The 15,696-nt window shown below is 55.1% G+C and carries 13 protein-coding genes and 1 pseudogene; 10 read left to right on the top strand and 4 right to left on the bottom strand.

The window, feature by feature from the left end; all coding sequences use genetic code 11:
• Positions 1-132: 132 nt before the first annotated feature.
• The 9 genes from bamA to BEN30_RS05415 are packed head-to-tail and all read left to right on the top strand — an operon-like array spanning position 133 to position 8,310.
• A complete protein-coding gene (gene bamA / locus BEN30_RS05455) occupies positions 133-2,472 on the top strand; it encodes an outer membrane protein assembly factor BamA (RefSeq protein WP_084005077.1) in 2,340 nt (779 codons plus the stop codon).
• 9 nt (positions 2,473-2,481) lie between these two features.
• Complete coding sequence (locus BEN30_RS05450) at positions 2,482-3,063, top strand: OmpH family outer membrane protein (protein WP_170826969.1); 582 nt, start codon at positions 2,482-2,484, stop codon at positions 3,061-3,063.
• An 11-nt stretch (positions 3,064-3,074) separates the two neighbouring features.
• A complete protein-coding gene (gene lpxD / locus BEN30_RS05445; RefSeq protein ID WP_069957336.1) occupies positions 3,075-4,094 on the top strand; it encodes a UDP-3-O-(3-hydroxymyristoyl)glucosamine N-acyltransferase in 1,020 nt (339 codons plus the stop codon).
• A 3-nt stretch (positions 4,095-4,097) separates the two neighbouring features.
• A complete protein-coding gene (gene fabZ, locus BEN30_RS05440; RefSeq protein ID WP_069957335.1) occupies positions 4,098-4,547 on the top strand; it encodes a 3-hydroxyacyl-ACP dehydratase FabZ in 450 nt (149 codons plus the stop codon).
• A 1-nt stretch (position 4,548) separates the two neighbouring features.
• A complete protein-coding gene (gene lpxA, locus BEN30_RS05435; RefSeq protein WP_069957334.1) occupies positions 4,549-5,349 on the top strand; it encodes an acyl-ACP--UDP-N-acetylglucosamine O-acyltransferase in 801 nt (266 codons plus the stop codon).
• A complete protein-coding gene (locus BEN30_RS05430) occupies positions 5,336-6,163 on the top strand; it encodes an LpxI family protein (protein WP_069957333.1) in 828 nt (275 codons plus the stop codon). The genes lpxA and BEN30_RS05430 overlap by 14 nt, the downstream gene beginning before the upstream one ends.
• The gene (lpxB, locus tag BEN30_RS05425; protein ID WP_069957332.1) at positions 6,160-7,344 is read left to right on the top strand and encodes a lipid-A-disaccharide synthase; all 1,185 of its coding nucleotides are present in this window, start codon (positions 6,160-6,162) and stop codon (positions 7,342-7,344) included. The genes BEN30_RS05430 and lpxB overlap by 4 nt, the downstream gene beginning before the upstream one ends.
• Position 7,345: 1 nt before the next feature.
• On the top strand, positions 7,346-7,765 hold the full coding sequence (gene gloA, locus BEN30_RS05420) for a lactoylglutathione lyase (protein ID WP_069957331.1): 420 nt from the start codon (positions 7,346-7,348) through the stop codon (positions 7,763-7,765).
• Between the two features lie 5 nt (positions 7,766-7,770).
• Positions 7,771-8,310 carry a shikimate kinase gene (locus tag BEN30_RS05415; RefSeq protein WP_069957330.1) on the top strand — a complete coding sequence of 180 codons (540 nt, stop codon included), beginning with the start codon at positions 7,771-7,773 and terminating at the stop codon, positions 8,308-8,310.
• Here BEN30_RS05415 and BEN30_RS05410 read toward each other — a convergent pair.
• The 3 genes and pseudogenes from BEN30_RS05410 to gltX all read right to left on the bottom strand — a co-directional run bounded on the left by BEN30_RS05410 (position 8,301) and on the right by gltX (position 12,436).
• Positions 8,301-9,422 (bottom strand): GGDEF domain-containing protein, encoded by a 1,122-nt coding sequence (locus BEN30_RS05410; RefSeq protein WP_170826968.1) that lies wholly within the window; start codon positions 9,420-9,422, stop codon positions 8,301-8,303. The two genes, BEN30_RS05415 and BEN30_RS05410, sit on opposite strands and share 10 nt — an antisense overlap.
• A 193-nt stretch (positions 9,423-9,615) precedes the next feature.
• Positions 9,616-10,931 (bottom strand): annotated as a pseudogene (gene gltA / locus BEN30_RS05405) (citrate synthase).
• Between the two features lie 98 nt (positions 10,932-11,029).
• Positions 11,030-12,436 (bottom strand): glutamate--tRNA ligase, encoded by a 1,407-nt coding sequence (gene gltX, locus BEN30_RS05400; protein WP_069957329.1) that lies wholly within the window; start codon positions 12,434-12,436, stop codon positions 11,030-11,032.
• A 175-nt stretch (positions 12,437-12,611) separates the two neighbouring features.
• On the opposite strand from gltX, the gene BEN30_RS05395 reads away from it, so the two are divergent.
• Complete coding sequence (locus tag BEN30_RS05395) at positions 12,612-14,777, top strand: ComEC/Rec2 family competence protein (RefSeq protein ID WP_084005071.1); 2,166 nt, start codon at positions 12,612-12,614, stop codon at positions 14,775-14,777.
• Between the two features lie 15 nt (positions 14,778-14,792).
• On the opposite strand, the gene lexA is transcribed toward BEN30_RS05395, so the two are convergent.
• On the bottom strand, positions 14,793-15,521 hold the full coding sequence (lexA, locus tag BEN30_RS05390) for a transcriptional repressor LexA (RefSeq protein ID WP_069957327.1): 729 nt from the start codon (positions 15,519-15,521) through the stop codon (positions 14,793-14,795).
• Positions 15,522-15,696 lie beyond the last annotated feature (175 nt).

Raw genomic sequence — 15,696 nt, 5'->3', positions numbered from 1 at the left:
GAAAAGGACTTGAAGGCGGTTTTTCGCGTTTTGGCCTATCGTTAGGCCGGGATGACGCTCCTGGGTTGGTGGGGGCGAATATCCGATGGGGCTGGAATGAATATATTTACGCAGACACGTAAGGCAAAAAAAATGGGGCGCGCTGTGCGAGGGATCATTTTCAGGGTGGTGACGGCTTTGACGTTGCCCTTACTTGCGCCCGTTCTAACGCCTGTGATGGTGTTCACAGTTGCGTTCGGATTGATGCCCGCCCTTACCGTGCCTGCGCATGCTCAAGAAACAGACACCATTCAAGCCATTGCCATCGAAGGGGCGGCGCGTATCGAGGCGGAAACCATTCGCTCTTATTTGCTCGTGCGTGAAGGGGACGGTTTCGATCCCGTGCGTATTGACCGCTCGTTGAAGTCTTTGTTTTCAACCGGATTGTTTGCTGACGTCTCGTTTCGCCGCGAAGCCAACACGTTGGTCGTCATCGTGCAGGAAAACCCGGTTATCAACCGCATCGCCTTTGAAGGTAACAAGCGCATCAAAGACGAAGAGCTGATGACCGAAATTTCGTTGAAGCCGCGCGTCATCTACACCCGTTCCAAAGTCCAAAATGATGTCAACCGTCTGCAAACGCTGTACCAAAAAAGTGGTCGCTTTGCAGTTTCGGTCGAGCCTAAGCTTATTCAGCTGCCCCAAAACCGTGTTGATCTGGTCTTCGAAGTCGATGAAGGCGCTTTGACCGAAGTTCAAAACATTCGTTTTGTCGGCAACAAAGTCTTTGACGACAGCGATCTGCAAGAGATTGTACGCACCCGTGAAACCCGCTGGTATCGGTTCTTGTCCTCGGACGACACCTATGATCCAGACCGCATCACGTTTGATCGTGAATTGTTGCGCCGTTACTACTTAAAAAACGGCTATGCCGATTTTAAGGTTCTGTCGGCGGTTGCTGAGCTGACATCGGATCGCAACCAATTTTTTATCACATTCACGATTGAAGAGGGGCAGCGTTATAAGTTTGGCGACGTCAACATTAAAGCCAACTTGCGCGATTTGAATGCCGATGACGTTGCCGATAGGCTTAAGTTTGAAAAGGGCGAGTGGTATGACGCCACGGCGGTTGACGATACCGTTGAAGCGCTGACGGAAGCCGCTGGCAACTTGGGCTATGCATTCGTCGATGTGCGTCCAAATGTGGATCGCAATGCCGAAACGGGTGACATCAACATCGCGTTTGAAATCAAAGAAGGGCCGCGGGTGTTCGTCGAACACATTAACGTGACGGGTAACGTGCGCACTTTGGATGAGGTCGTGCGCCGGGAATTCAAGGTTGTCGAAGGCGACGCCTTTAACGCTTCAAAGCTGCGTCAGTCTTTGACCCGTGTTGAAGATTTGAACTTCTTTGAAAAAGTGAACATGACCCAAGAGCCGGGTTCGGCACCTGACAAAGTCAATGTAAACGTAGAAGTGCAGGAAAAATCCACAGGCTCGTTGTCCATCGGGGCGGGCTATTCGACCAGTTCGGGTGCCTTGGCTGAATTTGGCGTTCGCGAGCGGAACTTGCTGGGCAAAGGCCAGGATCTGTCCTTAAACGTGCGCGTTTCTGAGCGCCAAAGCCAAGTCAATGTGAGCTTTACCGAGCCGCATTTCATGAACCGTGACGTCAGTGCCGGCATTGATCTTTTCAACACCCAAACGGACAACCAGACGGCTAGCTCTTACGACACCAAAACCACTGGCGCGGGATTGCGTTTCGGTTATCCGGTTTCCAGTCATTTGGATCAAGGCTGGCATTACACATTGAAACAGTCCGATATCACCGGGGTGCCGTCAACGGCGTCCATTTATGTGAAGCAGCAAGAAGGTGAGAAGATTCTGTCCGAACTTGGCCATAGTTTGATGTACGATCGGCGCAACAGTAAAGTGAATCCGACCGAAGGCTATTATGCGGTTATGACCAACGATTTGGCCGGGTTGGGCGGTGATACCAATTACTTACGCAACGAAGTGCGTGGGGCGTTCTATTACAAATTCGCCGATGGCTGGGTTTCAACCACGCGTGCTGGCGCGGGTGTGATTATGGGTATCGGTCAAGATGTTGGCCTTTTGGATCGTTTCTTTGTTGGCGGCGACAATTTACGCGGCTTCAGTAACGGGGGTGTCGGACCTCGCGACACCGTAACGGCTGATTCATTGGGCGGTGAATTTATGTACACGGGCGGCGCAGAACTCTCTGTGCCGCTGGGTTTACCTCAAGAACTGGGTATTTCGGGCAAAGTGTTTACCGACCTGGGCAGCCTGATGACGGTTAATCCGGGCGGCGCCAATATTTCCGACGACGGATCGCTGCGCTCTTCTGTTGGGGTCGGGGTGACGTGGGTGTCGCCTGTGGGGCCGATCAGCCTTGATTTTGCCCAAGCCATCATGAAACAAGGTTATGATGAGACGGAACTTATGCGTGTCAACTTTGGCACCAAATTTTAGGAGATGGTTTTGAATATCAAATCATTTGCAGGGATGTGTTGCGCAATCGTTTTGGGTGCGCTGAGCATTATACCGCAAGCCAATGCACAAGATGCTGCTGCAAATAAAGCGGCCAGCGCTGGCGTGTATCTTGCCGTATTGGATACCGATGCGGTGTTTGTGAATGCGAAGGCCATGCAAACCATTCATGAGCAGATGGCAAAATTTCAGGCTGACCTGCAGACGACCATTGATAAAGAGAAAGCCGACGTCAAAAAGGCTGAGGAAGAACTGCTTGCCCAGCGCCCGTTGTTGGCCGCCGACGTTTTTGCGGAAAAACGCAAGCAGTTTCAAGAACGTATTGTAAAGCTGCAGCGTGAAGTCCAAGAAAGTAACTTGAAGCTGAATACCGTGCGCACCGATGCGAATAAAAAAGTTACCGACGTGTTTCGTGCGGTTGTTGCCGATATTGTTAAAATTAACGGCATCACGGTTGTCTTCCAAAAGGGCCAAGTGGTGTTTTCGGACCCAAAACTTGACATCACCAACCTGGTGCTGATCGATTTGGACAAGCGGTTGCCGTCCGTTAAGGTTGCCAGTCCCAAAAAATAAGGGCGACATCTATGGCCGACCCACGGTTTTTTAAGAACGCAGGCCCTTTTAGCCTTGCTCAATTGGCGTCCATTGGGCAAGCCGAAATTGCCTCTGGTGATCCAGACTTGATGCTGAACGATGTCCAGCCCCTGCAAGCGGCAGGGGCCGAGCACCTGAGCTTTCTGGACAACAAACTGTACGTTGAAGCGTTCACACAAAGCGCGGCTGGGGCTTGTCTGTGCGATCCAAATTTTGTTGATCGCGCGCCTGCTACCATGGCGGTGTTGAGCACCAAGGAACCATATCGGGCCTATGCCCGCATCGCTCAGGCCTTTTACCCGCCCGAAGCCGTGCGCCCCGGCGTGCACCCATCGGCACATGTCAGTGCGGTGGCGAGCCTTGGCAAAGGCTGCCAAATCGATGCCGGCGCGGTCGTATCCGATGGGGCTGAGATCGGTGACGGCTGTAAAATCGGCGCCAACAGCTACATCGGTCCCGGCGTGGTCTTAGGTGCAGGCTGTGACATTGGTCCGAACGTTACCCTCCAATATGCATTGATCGGCAAAAACTGCGTTTTCCATCCCGGCGTGCGTATTGGTCAAGACGGCTTTGGTTTTGCCCCCGGTGCCGTGCATTTGAAAGTGCCGCAGTTGGGCCGAGTGGTCATCGGTGATGACGTTGATATCGGGGCGAATGCGTGCGTGGACCGGGGTGCCGGGCCAGATACGGTGATTGCATCGGGCAGCAAAATCGACAACATGGTACAAATCGGCCACAACGTTGAAATCGGCATAGGGTGTTTGTTCCCGGCCCTATCGGGTATTTCCGGCAGCACCAAGATTGGCAACTATGTCATGATGGGAGGGGCTACGGGGATTGCCGGGCATCTGAGTATTGGTGATGGGGCGCGTATTGCAGCGCAAAGCGGCGTGATGCGCGATGTAGAGCCGGGCCAGACTGTTGCGGGGTCGCCCGCCATGCCCGCAAAAGAATATTGGCGTCAAGTGGTGGCTTTGAAGAAATTGACAAGACCGAAGAAGGGGGAGTGAGCTTTGAGTTCCGATACCGTAATTAATGTGAACCGGATCATGGAAATGATCCCCCATCGTTATCCGTTTTTGATGATTGACCGGGTCAAAGACCTGATCCCCGATGTGCAGGCTGTCGGCGTCAAAAACGTCACCGCCAGCGAACCGCATTTTCAAGGCCACTTTCCCGATCATCCGGTCATGCCCGGTGTGTTGATTGTCGAAGCCATGGCGCAGACCGCGGCGGTTTTGGTGGTTGAAACTTTGGGCGCAGAGGCCGAAGGCAAGTTGGTTTATTTTATGACGGTCGACAATGCGCGCTTTCGCAAACCCGTTACGCCGGGTGATGTGCTCGAAATTACAGTGACCAAACTGCGTTCACGCGGTAACGTTTATAAGTTCGAAGGCAAAGCCCGCGCCGATGGCGCGCTCATGGCTGAAGCCGTCTTTTCCGCCATGATCATGGATCGTTGATATGACCAATATTCATCCCACGGCCATTATTGAAAACGGTGCCGAATTGGGCGATAACGTCCGCATCGGACCGTATTGCATCGTCGGTTCCCAGGTGAAGTTGGCGGACGGCGTCCAGTTGGAAAGCCATGTGGTGGTCGGCGGCGATACCCGTATTGGCGCCAACACCCGCATTTTTCCGTTTGCCTCCATCGGGTTGCAACCCCAAGACTTGAAGTTTAAAGGCGAAGCTTCGCGCTTGGAAATCGGCTGCAACACCGTCATTCGCGAACACGTGACCATGAACCCCGGCACCGAAGGCGGCGGCCTGCTGACCAAAGTCGGCGACAACTGCTTGATCATGGTGGGCGCGCATGTGGCCCACGATTGCCAAATTTCAGATCATGTGATTTTGGTCAACAATGCGACTTTGGCGGGCCATGTTCACATTGGCGAGTTTGCGATCATCGGCGGACTGTCGGCGGTGCATCAGTTTGTGCGCATCGGCAAACACGCCATGCTGGGCGGCATGTCCGGGGTTGAAAACGACGTCATCCCATATGGCACCGTGATGGGCAACCGCGCACACCTGTCGGGCCTGAATCTGGTGGGGCTGAAACGCCGCGGCTTTGATCGGGAAACCATTCATGCCTTGCGCAATGCCTATCGCTTGCTGTTTGCTCAAGAAGGCACCATGGCGGAACGCCAGCAAGACGTTGCCGAGATGTTCAAAGACAACGAGCCGGTAATGGAAATCGTCCAGTTTATCGCAGAAGATAGCTCACGTTCCATCTGTCAGCCGAAAATGGATGATGCTTCCTGACGCGCCAAAGTTGGGCATCCTCGCCGGTGGCGGTGATCTGCCCCGGCTGTTGATTCAGGCGTGCCAAAAAAACGGACGCGAAGTCTTTGTCATTGCCTTTAAAGATCAATGCGATGCCCAGACCGTGGCCGGCGTTGATCACGCTTGGGTGCGCCTGGGCGCAGCGGGAAAATCCATCCAAGCCTTGAAAGACGCGCAAGTTATTGACTTGGTGATGGCCGGACGCATCCACCGTCCATCCATGACGGCGTTGATGCCCGACGCGCGGGCGGTGCGTATTTTGGCCGGTGGTGTCATGAACAAAGGCGATGACGGGGTGCTCAGGACCATTGTTTCGGCTCTGGAACGCGAAGAAGGCTTTCACATGGTGGGCGCGCACGAAGTCTTGCCGGAATTGCTGTCTCCCGAAGGCGTTATGGGACAAGTCAGTCCTTCTGAAAACGATCAAGTGGATATTGACGTGGCCGTTCACGCGGCGCTTGCCTTAGGCGGGGCGGATAAAGGTCAAGCCGCCGTCGCCAAAGCCGGGCAGGTCGTCGCCTTGGAAGATCAAGACGGCACCGATGCCATGCTCAAACGCATTGCTCAGGCGAACGGTTTTGATCAGGGCGGCGTGCTGGCGAAAATGACCAAGCCGGGGCAAGAACGCCGTGCCGATTTGCCGACCATTGGACTGGGGACCGTTGAATATGCCTCAGCGGCGGGACTTAAGGGGATTGTTGTTGAGGCGGGTGGGTCCATCATTGTCGGGCGCGAGGCCGTAATCAAGGCCGCCGATGACAAAGGTCTGTTTTTGGTTGGGGTGAAACCATGACGACGGAGCTTTCTTCACCCCTGGTGTTCTTGATTGCGGGCGAAAATTCCGGCGATGCCCTGGGCGCCAGCTTGATGGGCGCGTTGCGGGACAAAACACACGACAAGGTGCGTTTTGCCGGAGTGGGAGGTCCGGAAATGACGGCTGAGGGGCTTTCAAGCCTGTTTCCCATGCAAGATTTGGCGGTCATGGGGGTGTTTGAAGTGATCCCCAAGTTACCGACACTGTTGCGCCGCATGGGTGAAACCGCGGATGAAATTGAACGCTTGAAGCCGGACGTTTTGATCACCATCGACGCTCCGGACTTTTGCTTTCGGGTCATCAAAAAAATCAAAGCCCGGAGTTTCAGTATACCCATCGTTCACTATGTTGCCCCCAGTGTGTGGGCGTGGCGTTCCGGTCGGGCGGCCAAGGTAGCCAAATTCCTGGACCATTTGCTGTGTCTGTTGCCTTTTGAGCCGCCGTATTTTCACGCCGTTGGATTGGACGCCACTTTTGTCGGTCATCCGGTGGTGACCCGTCAGATCGACGAGGCCGGGAGGGCCGCCTTTCGCAGCCGTCACGCCATTGGGGCGGAAACGAAAGTCATGTGCGTGCTGCCCGGCAGCCGCAGCGGAGAGGTGGAGCGTTTGTTGGAGGTCTTTGGCGAGACCATGCAGCGTCTTTATACGCACATTCCGGATTTGGTGGTGGTGATCCCCGCCGTTGCACATCTGCACGGCAAGATTGCCCAAACCGTCTCGTCTTGGGCCGTGCCAACGCATGTGGTGGGCCAAGACGAAAAGGCTGAGGCTTATGTGGCGTCAGACGCGGCCTTGGCCGCCAGCGGCACGGTGACGCTGGAATTGGCGATGGCCGGGGTTGTTCATGTGATCGGCTACCGGGTCAACGCGCTCACGGCATTTTTGGGGCGGTTGCTGATCAAGACCCCTTATGCCAATCTGATCAACATCTGTCTTCATCGCGAAGCGGTACCGGAATTTATTCAAGACCAGTGCACAGCCGACAACCTCGCCCAAGAATTGGAACGTTTGCTGACCGATGAGAGGGCGCGCACGGCACAACGCCACAGCGCGATAGAAGCCTTAACGCAATTGGGGCTGGGCGGGCCGCCACCGGGGGACCGCGCGGCGGATGTGGTGCTCAGCGTTTTACACCAAGCCCTTCAGGAGGAAAACTGACATGGACACGATTGGTACAGATACGCAGGCCTTTCGCTTTTTGCACACCATGATCCGGGTCCGCGATTTGGACAAATCCATAGATTTTTACACCCGCCATTTGGGCATGAAGGTGTTGCGGCGCTCCGATTACCCCGAAGGCAAATTCACCCTGGCTTTTGTCGGTTACGGGGAAGAGCAAAACAACACGGTGATCGAACTGACCCACAATTGGGATCAAGATCAACCTTATGAACTGGGCAGTGGATTTGGTCATTTGGCGATCGCAGTTCCGGACATTTATGCGGTTTGCGATGACCTGCAAAAAGAAGGTGTGCCCATTCCTCGTGCTCCAGGCCCGATGAAGCATGGCACCACCGTTATCGCCTTTATCGAAGACCCCGATGGCTACAAGATCGAACTGATTGAACGGAAATCATAAAGGTCATGAATATTATCATTATTGGCATGCGCGGTGCCGGGAAATCGAATGTTTCAAGGCGCTTGGCGGTACTCACGAAGCGCACTGTGCTGTCGACGGACACTTTGATCGAATATGAAAACGGCGGCAAAACCATTGCCGAGATCATTGCCAAGTCCAAAGGCGACTGGCGCGCCTTTCGCGATATGGAATATGCGGTGGTGAAAAAAATCGCCAACATGGATGGCGTGATTGTCGATTGCGGCGGCGGCGTCATTGTGGATTTGGATAAAAACGGCAACGAAATCTATTCCAAGCGTAAAGTCGATGCGCTGAAAAAGGGCGGTGCCGTTGTGTGGCTCAAGGGCGACATCAAAACCTTGGTGGACAAGGTTAAAGACAAGGCCGAACGGCCCAATTTGGATGAAACCAAGTCAGCAGAAGAAATCATGAGGCGGCGTTTGCCGTTTTATGAAAATGCCGCCGATTTTACGCTGGAAATCGAGGATAAAAAGCGCCCCGAGCTGGCGGAGATGATCGTCCAGCACTTTATAAATCAGTTGTGAGAAGTCTCAGAGATTGTCGTTGTTAAGGCATCGTCTGAGGCTATGGCAAAGCGGTTTTTCCCTTGGTCTTTTGCGCTATACATCGCCCTGTCGGCATTGGCGAAGAGGGTATCAAGTTCCGTCCCGTGATCCGGTGCGAAAGCGATCCCAATGCTGGCGGAAAGGTGGCTGACCGCACCTTCATTCAGCGTGTAGGGCGAAGCCAGTTCGGCCAAGACTTTTTCCGCCACCAACGCCGCCGTGTCACGGGTGACGCTGCCCTCCAAAATCACCGCGAATTCATCCCCCCCCATGCGCCCGGCGGTGTCGCTTTTGCGCATGATGTTGGTGAGACGCTCCGCAACGATTTGCAGAACCTGATCGCCGGCAGAGTGCCCCAGATTGTCATTCACATCCTTAAAGCCATCCAAATCAAGAAACAGCAAGGCCAGCTGTGTCTGAGTCCGCTGAGAGCGGGCCAGGGCTTGTTCCAGGCGGGCGTCAAAATCGCGACGGTTGGACAGCCCCGTTAGGGTGTCGTGACTGGCCAATTCCTCAAGCTTGTTTTCCAATTCTTTACGTTGGGTGATATCGACCATGACGCCGATGATGCCACCAACCAAGCCATTTGATTTTTCAAAAACCGCTTTGTGGAACATGACGTCGTGTTTTGATCCGTCCGCATGTACCACCACGGTCTCATAAATTTGTGAACCGCCTTCAATGATCAAATCCATATCGGCTTTGTGGTAGATTTCCGCTAAATCCTCAGGCGCGACGTCAAAGACGGATCGGTCGAGAATTTGTTCGCGCGGCCTTCCCAGATAAGCTTCAAACTGCTTGTTGCAGCCGATGTATACGCCCAGTTCATTTTTATAAAAAACGGGGGCGGGAATGGCGTTGATAAGGGTCTCTTGCAGCCGGAGCTGATCCTTGGCCTCATTTTGCGCCTTTCTGATTTGCGGGAAAACCCACAAATCCAGACAAATCAGTAAGGAGACGGAAACAATCGTTGCGTCCAAAAGAGCTGACACAGTCGGGTAAGTTTGCATCAAATCGTCCAGAGCGAGCATCACCAAGACCTCAACGCCAAAAATGACGGAGACGATTTGGATGAAAAGGCGGACGGTCATGAACCGATCTGAGGTGCCCGGTTTGTGCATAAAATTGAAAGCTCTGATGATACGAAAAGGGCAGGGTATCGAGTGCCTGAGTATACGGATGGACTTTCGATTGCGAAAGGATTTGATTGTACGTCAATTGTATTACGAAAAAAAACGGCGACCCGGTGGGGCCGCCGTTTTGAAGGGTTATGAGCCGAAAGCGTTAGTTTCGTTCCGGCATTTTGACATAATTGCGGGTGGTTTGACCCGTGTAAAGTTGGCGCGGGCGGCCAATTTTTTGCGACGGATCTTCAATCATTTCGTTCCACTGCGCGACCCAACCGACCGTGCGGGCCACGGCGAACAGAACCGTGAACATCTCGGTCGGGATGCCCATGGCGCTGAAGATGATGCCCGAATAGAAATCGACGTTCGGGTACAACTTCTTTTCCACGAAATACGGATCTTCCAGGGCGATCTTTTCCAAGGCCATGGCGAGCTTGAGCAGCGGATCGTTTTCCGCCCCCAGTTCCTTGAGAACTTCGTGCGCGGTCTTGCGCATGACCGTGGCGCGCGGATCGAAGTTTTTGTAGACGCGATGGCCAAAGCCCATGAGGCGGAAAGGATCGTTTTTATCCTTGGCGCGGGCGATGTATTCGTCAATATGATCAACCGAGCCAATTTCTTTGAGCATGGTCAAGACTGCTTCGTTGGCACCGCCATGGGCGGGGCCCCACCCAGGCACGAAATGCCTGCGGAAATGCTGGCGAACGGGTTGGCACCTGAAGAACTGGCCAAACGCACAGTCGAGGTAGACGCATTCTGTTCGTGATCGGCATGCAAAATCAAAATCCGGTCCATGGCGCGGGCCAAGATGGGATTGACGTGATATTCCTCGCACGGGGTGGAAAACATCATGTACAGGAAGTTTTCCGCATAGTTCAGGTCATTGCGCGGATAAACGAACGGCATGCCCTGGGAATAGCGCAGGGCATTGGCAGCAATGGTCGGCATTTTGGCGATCATGCGTGTCGAGGCGACAAAGCGGTGCTGTGGGTCGTTGATGTCGGTGCTGTCGTGATAGAACGCCGCCAACGCGCCAACAACACCCACCATAACGGCCATAGGATGGCTGTCACGACGGAAACCTTGGTAGAATTTGTGGATCTGTTCATGAAGCATTGTGTGATAGGTGATGCGGTGATTGAACTTGGCCTTTTGCTCATGGGTCGGCAGTTCGCCGTAAATCAGCAAGTAGCAGGTTTCCACATAATCGGATTCTACGGCCAATTGTTCGATGGGATAGCCACGATACAGCAACTCACCCTTGTCGCCGTCAATGTAGGTGATGCCCGACTGGCAGCTGCCGGTCGATGTGAAACCAGGGTCATAGGTGAAATGGCCGGTGTCGGCATACAAGCGTCGGACATCAATCACACGGGGACCCACGCTGCCTTCAAGCACCGGGAGTTCCCAGCTTTCGCCTGTGTCGTTGTTGGTGAGCGTGAAGGTGTGTTCGGCTACATCTTTGTTTTTCATGGATCCTCACAATTCTTTTTGGCCAGCCCGGTCCTTGGCGGAGCGGGGCGGGGTTTCCTCTGACAGATTGGGCGCTGAAACGCCTCTTACAACAGTTGTTATGCTTCCCCTAAAACGTCAGCGAGACGCCCCAGACTTTCTTCTTTCCCCAAAACTTCCATAACATCAAACACCCCCGGCGAGATGTTTGAGCCGGTGAGCGCGGCGCGCAGCGGTTGCGCGATTTTGCCGAGCTTCATCTCTTCTTGAAAGGCAAAGTCTTTGGCAACTTCTTGCAACGCGGCAGCGTTCCAATCTTCCTGATCGATCAAGATATCGGTCAATTGACGCAGCGCCCTCAGCCCATGACTGTTCAGCAGCTTGGCTGCATTTTCGTTCATTTCCAAGGGTCTGGTGTGTGCGTAAAATGCAGCACTTTCAGTGAGTTCAAGTGTATTCTTCGCGCGTTCCTTTAGGCCGGGCATGCCAGCCAGAACGCGGGCTTTTCCGCTTTCTGCCAGGCGCTCACCCAGCAGCGCTTCGACGCCGGGCCAGATGATGTCGAGCAGGCGTTGGTCATCGGCTTCCCGCATGTAGTGGGCGTTGATGTTGGCCAGTTTGTCGGCGTCAAAACGTGCAGCAGATTTGCCGACGTCGACAACGTCGAACCATTCAATGGCTTGTTCGCGGGAAATGATTTCCGCATCGCCGTGGCCCCAACCCAGACGCAGCAAATAATTGCACACAGCTTCGGGTAGTAGACCCATGTCGCGATAGGCTTCGACACCCAAAGCCCCATGGCGCTTGGACAGCTTTTTGCCGTCAGAACCGTGCAACAGCGGCATGTGCGCAAACACCGGACGGTCCCAACCCATGGCATCATAAATCTGCATTTGGCGAAAGGTGTTGGTCAGGTGGTCGTCGCCGCGCACCACGTGGGTCACGCCCATGTCGTGATCGTCAACCACCACGGCCAGCATATAGGTTGGTGTGCCGTCGCCGCGCAGCAAGACAAAATCGTCGATTTCGCCGTTGGAAACCGTCACTTTGCCTTGGATCAAGTCTTCAACAACGGTTTCGCCCGCGTGTTCGGCTTTGATGCGCACCACATACTCGACGCCTTCGGGTGCTTCGCCTGAGGAACGGTCGCGCCAGCGTCCGTCATAGCGCATGGGCTTGCCTTCAGCCTTGGCAGTTTCACGCATGTCGGTGAGTTCTTCGGGTGTGCAATAGCATTTGTACGCTTTGCCCATGTCGAGCAATGCGTGCGCGACTTCGGCATGGCGCGGGGCGCGGGTGAATTGCGAAACGATGTCGCCGTCCCAGTCTATGCCCAACCATTTCAGCCCGGCGGAAATTGCATCGACGGCTTCTTGGGTGGAGCGCTGGCGGTCGGTGTCTTCGATGCGCAGCAAAAACTTGCCGCCAGTGTGCTTGGCGTACAGATAATTAAACAGCGCCGTGCGAGCGCCGCCAATATGCAAAAATCCAGTGGGTGAGGGCGCAAAGCGCGTTACGACGGTCATGATTACCGTTAGTCTCTTTCTCTAAATTTGGTGTAATGGTAACGTGTATTACCTATCCAATTAGGTAGGTTCTAGCACACTCTTTTCGCAATTGCAGCATTCAGAGTGTTCAAATGCTGCATTTGCTGCGCTTTTTTACGTGAAATCCCTTCAAAAGGATAGAACAAACCTTAAGATGCAGAGCTTTAGAGCATTTTTCCCCCGGATATCCGCTGCCTTTATGGTGGAGCGAGACCGTTGGCCACTATGGTTTCCGGTGCTGTTGGGGCTGGGAATCGGGCTGTATTTTTCTCTGCCGTTTGAACCGCCGCTGTGGTTTGGCTGGTTGTTCGGCGGGATTTTGGGGTTTTGGGCTTTGCGCCTGCACAACCGCCCCATCGTGGCCGCGGGTGTGTTGGCGCTGGCGCTCGTTCTGTTGGGCCTGGGGGTGGCGGGTTTGCGCACCTGGTGGGTGGCGGCCCCGGTGATCAATGCGGAAAGCGGCGCGTTGAGCCTCAGCGCTCAAGTTGAACGCATTGAGGTTCTTGACCATGGCCAGCGGGTGAGCTTGATTCATTTGCACAGCGCGCGTCTCAGCCCCGACGCAACGCCCAAGTCTGTACGCATCAAGTTGATGGGCGAACAGCCGCCGTTTTTGCCCGGTGATTGGATTGAGCTCAGGGCCAACTTGATGCCGCCCCCGGCACCCGCCATGCCCGGCGCGTTCGATTTTCAACGTCAAAGCTATTTTCGGGGCTTAGGGGGTGTCGGTTTTGCCTTTGGCAAGATCAAGGTGATTGGCGCGGCCCCCAATGCCGGGCTGGACAGCTTAAGCTTTGGCTTTCAGCGTCTGCGCACCGCCATCACCCAGCGGGTGCGAGATGGGTTTGGGGTGGCCCAGAGCGGCGATCGCGGTGCCATTGCCATGGCCTTGATGACCGGCGAACGCAGTGAAATCTCCGAACCTGTGCTGAACGACATGCGCGCCAGTGGTTTGGCGCATCTGTTGGCGATTTCCGGCCTGCATGTGGGATTGATTGCGGGCATTGTGTTTTTTGCCCTGCGTGCGGGGCTGGCGCTGATCCCGTGGCTGGCTTTGCGCTATCCGATCAAAAAGTGGGCGGCCGCCCTAGCGATTTTGGCGGCGTTTGCCTATGCCCTGTTGGCGGGGGCTACGGTTCCCACCCAGCGGGCCTTTTTGATGGTCGCGATCGTGTTGTTGGCGGTGGTGTTTGATCGGCGCGCCGTGTCCATGCGGTTGGTGGCGTGGGCGGCCATGGCGATCTTGGTGCTGAGCCCCGAAAGTCTTTTGGGGGCCAGCTTTCAGATGTCGTTTTCCGCCGTGGTGGCGTTGGTGGGCGTGTATGAAGTTTTGAGCCGTCGCGGCGTGTTGCAGCACTCAGCAGAAACCAAATGGGGGCAAGTGGGGCGCTATATGATGGGGGTCGCCTTGACCACCGCCGTTGCCGGGGCGGCCACCGGATTTTTTGCCGCGTATCATTTTAACCGGGTGGCGGATTTTGGCTTGGCAGCCAATCTGATCGCGGTCCCGGTGACCGCCTTGTGGATCATGCCCTGGGCGGTGGTGGCTTATGCCTTGATGCCTTTGGGGCTGGAAAGTTTGGCGTTGACGCCCATGGGCTGGGGGATTGATGTTTTGATGAGGACCGCCCACACCGTCGCCGGGTGGCCGGGTGCGGTGTCGGATGTAGCTGCGTTTCCGACGTGGGGACTGGTCTTGATTGCGTTGGGTGGGCTGTGGTTGGCGCTGTGGCAGGGGCGATGGCGGTTGGGTGGCATCCCGGTTTTTGCGATCGGTCTGCTCAGTCTGTTCGCCGAGTCCATGCCCGACGTCATCATTCACGCCGACGCCAAGCTTGCCGCCGTGCGCACGCCCCAGGGCCATTATGCCTTTTCCAGTCTGAAGACGGCCAAATTTGAACGCGACGTGTGGCTGCGCCGCGCGGGTCTTGCGGGGGATATGGGACGGTGGACGGAGTTTGCAAAAGAGTCTGAGAATGAGCAGGGCCCGTCGGGTGGCGTGCCTAAAGCGGCAGCACTTCGGTGTGATGCTCTGGGGTGCCTGTATCAAGCCAAGGGCCAGCGCATCGCCTTCACCCGTGTCCCCGAAGCCCTGCAAGAAGATTGCTGGGCGGCGGATGTGGTGGTGGTGAACATGCCCGAGGCCACTTGCCCAGCGGTGAATCTTTTGATCACCAGTACGGATTTGAAACGTCTGGGCACCCACGCCGTGTGGCTGAGCACGGGCAGCCGTGACCCGACAGGTGCAAAAGGCATCCGTGTGAAAACCGTCAACGGAGAACGCGGTGACCGCCCCTGGGTTCTAAAACCGAAGCGCTGATTGAGATTCTTCCAATCAGAACTTGCGCAGCAAACCCACCAGACGGCCTTGGATGTGAACGCGGTCGGGGCCGAAAATGCGCGTTTCATAGGCCGCGTTGGCGGGTTTTAAGGCCACCTTGTCGCCTTTTTTGTGGATGTATTTTAAGGTGGCTTCTTCGTTGTCCACCAAGGCGACGACAATGGCGCCGTTTTCCGTGTGGTTGGTGCGTTGAATGATCACCGTGTCGCCGTCAAGAATACCCGCTTCGATCATGGAATCGCCATCGACCTCAAGGCAAAAATGATCGCCACCACCGAGCATGGAGGGCGGAACTTCAATAAACGAGGAAGGGTCGGACAACGCTTCAATCGGCGTGCCCGCCGCGATGCGGCCCAAAAACGGCAGTTCGATGCCGGCGGCCGGAGAGGTGTGGGCGGGAATGGGCTTTGCGCCAAATTCACCCTTGACGACGTTGGCCATGCTCGACGGTTTTTCGGCTGTCACCTGGGCTGCTTGGGCCTTGCTGTCGGCGCGGTCACGTTCGATGTTTTCCGGCATTTTGAGAATTTCAAGCGCCCGGGCGCGGTGCGGCAAGCGGCGAATGAAGCCGCGTTCTTCCAGTCCGCTGATCAAACGGTGAATGCCCGACTTGGATTTCAGGCCCAGCGCCATCTTCATTTCGTCAAACGAGGGCGGCACGCCCGCTTCGCGGATGCGGGTGTCGATCAGCAAGAGCAATTCGTACTGTTTTTTGGTCAGCATAAGGTCACCTGAATCCGGAAGTCGCGCAAAAAAGCGAAGAGCGCGCGTGTGGAACAAAACAAAAACACAATATGTATGTTCTACTTTGGTTCCTCTTGCGGGTCAAGGGCTATTTTCTTCAATTTTGTGTTGTATCGGAGTTGCTTGAGGGCCTTGGAAAGGCTCATACTGAACC

This window comes from Magnetovibrio blakemorei (assembly GCF_001746755.1).
In the GTDB taxonomy this organism is placed as follows: domain Bacteria; phylum Pseudomonadota; class Alphaproteobacteria; order Rhodospirillales; family Magnetovibrionaceae; genus Magnetovibrio; species Magnetovibrio blakemorei.
This window is presented reverse-complemented; position numbering and strand designations above follow the sequence as displayed.

Excerpts from the sequence above, each read along its gene's own strand:
- bamA (WP_084005077.1), top strand. The coding sequence starts at position 133 with ATGGGGCGCGCTGTGCGAGGGATCATTTTCAGGGTGGTGACGGCTTTG.
- lpxD (WP_069957336.1), top strand. The coding sequence starts at position 3,075 with ATGGCCGACCCACGGTTTTTTAAGAACGCAGGCCCTTTTAGCCTTGCT.
- lpxA (WP_069957334.1), top strand. The coding sequence starts at position 4,549 with ATGACCAATATTCATCCCACGGCCATTATTGAAAACGGTGCCGAATTG.
- BEN30_RS05430 (WP_069957333.1), top strand. The coding sequence starts at position 5,336 with ATGATGCTTCCTGACGCGCCAAAGTTGGGCATCCTCGCCGGTGGCGGT.
- lpxB (WP_069957332.1), top strand. The coding sequence starts at position 6,160 with ATGACGACGGAGCTTTCTTCACCCCTGGTGTTCTTGATTGCGGGCGAA.
- gloA (WP_069957331.1), top strand. The coding sequence starts at position 7,346 with ATGGACACGATTGGTACAGATACGCAGGCCTTTCGCTTTTTGCACACC.
- BEN30_RS05415 (WP_069957330.1), top strand. The coding sequence starts at position 7,771 with ATGAATATTATCATTATTGGCATGCGCGGTGCCGGGAAATCGAATGTT.
- BEN30_RS05410 (WP_170826968.1), bottom strand. The coding sequence starts at position 9,422 with ATGACCGTCCGCCTTTTCATCCAAATCGTCTCCGTCATTTTTGGCGTT.
- gltX (WP_069957329.1), bottom strand. The coding sequence starts at position 12,436 with ATGACCGTCGTAACGCGCTTTGCGCCCTCACCCACTGGATTTTTGCAT.
- BEN30_RS05395 (WP_084005071.1), top strand. The coding sequence starts at position 12,612 with ATGCAGAGCTTTAGAGCATTTTTCCCCCGGATATCCGCTGCCTTTATG.
- lexA (WP_069957327.1), bottom strand. The coding sequence starts at position 15,521 with ATGCTGACCAAAAAACAGTACGAATTGCTCTTGCTGATCGACACCCGC.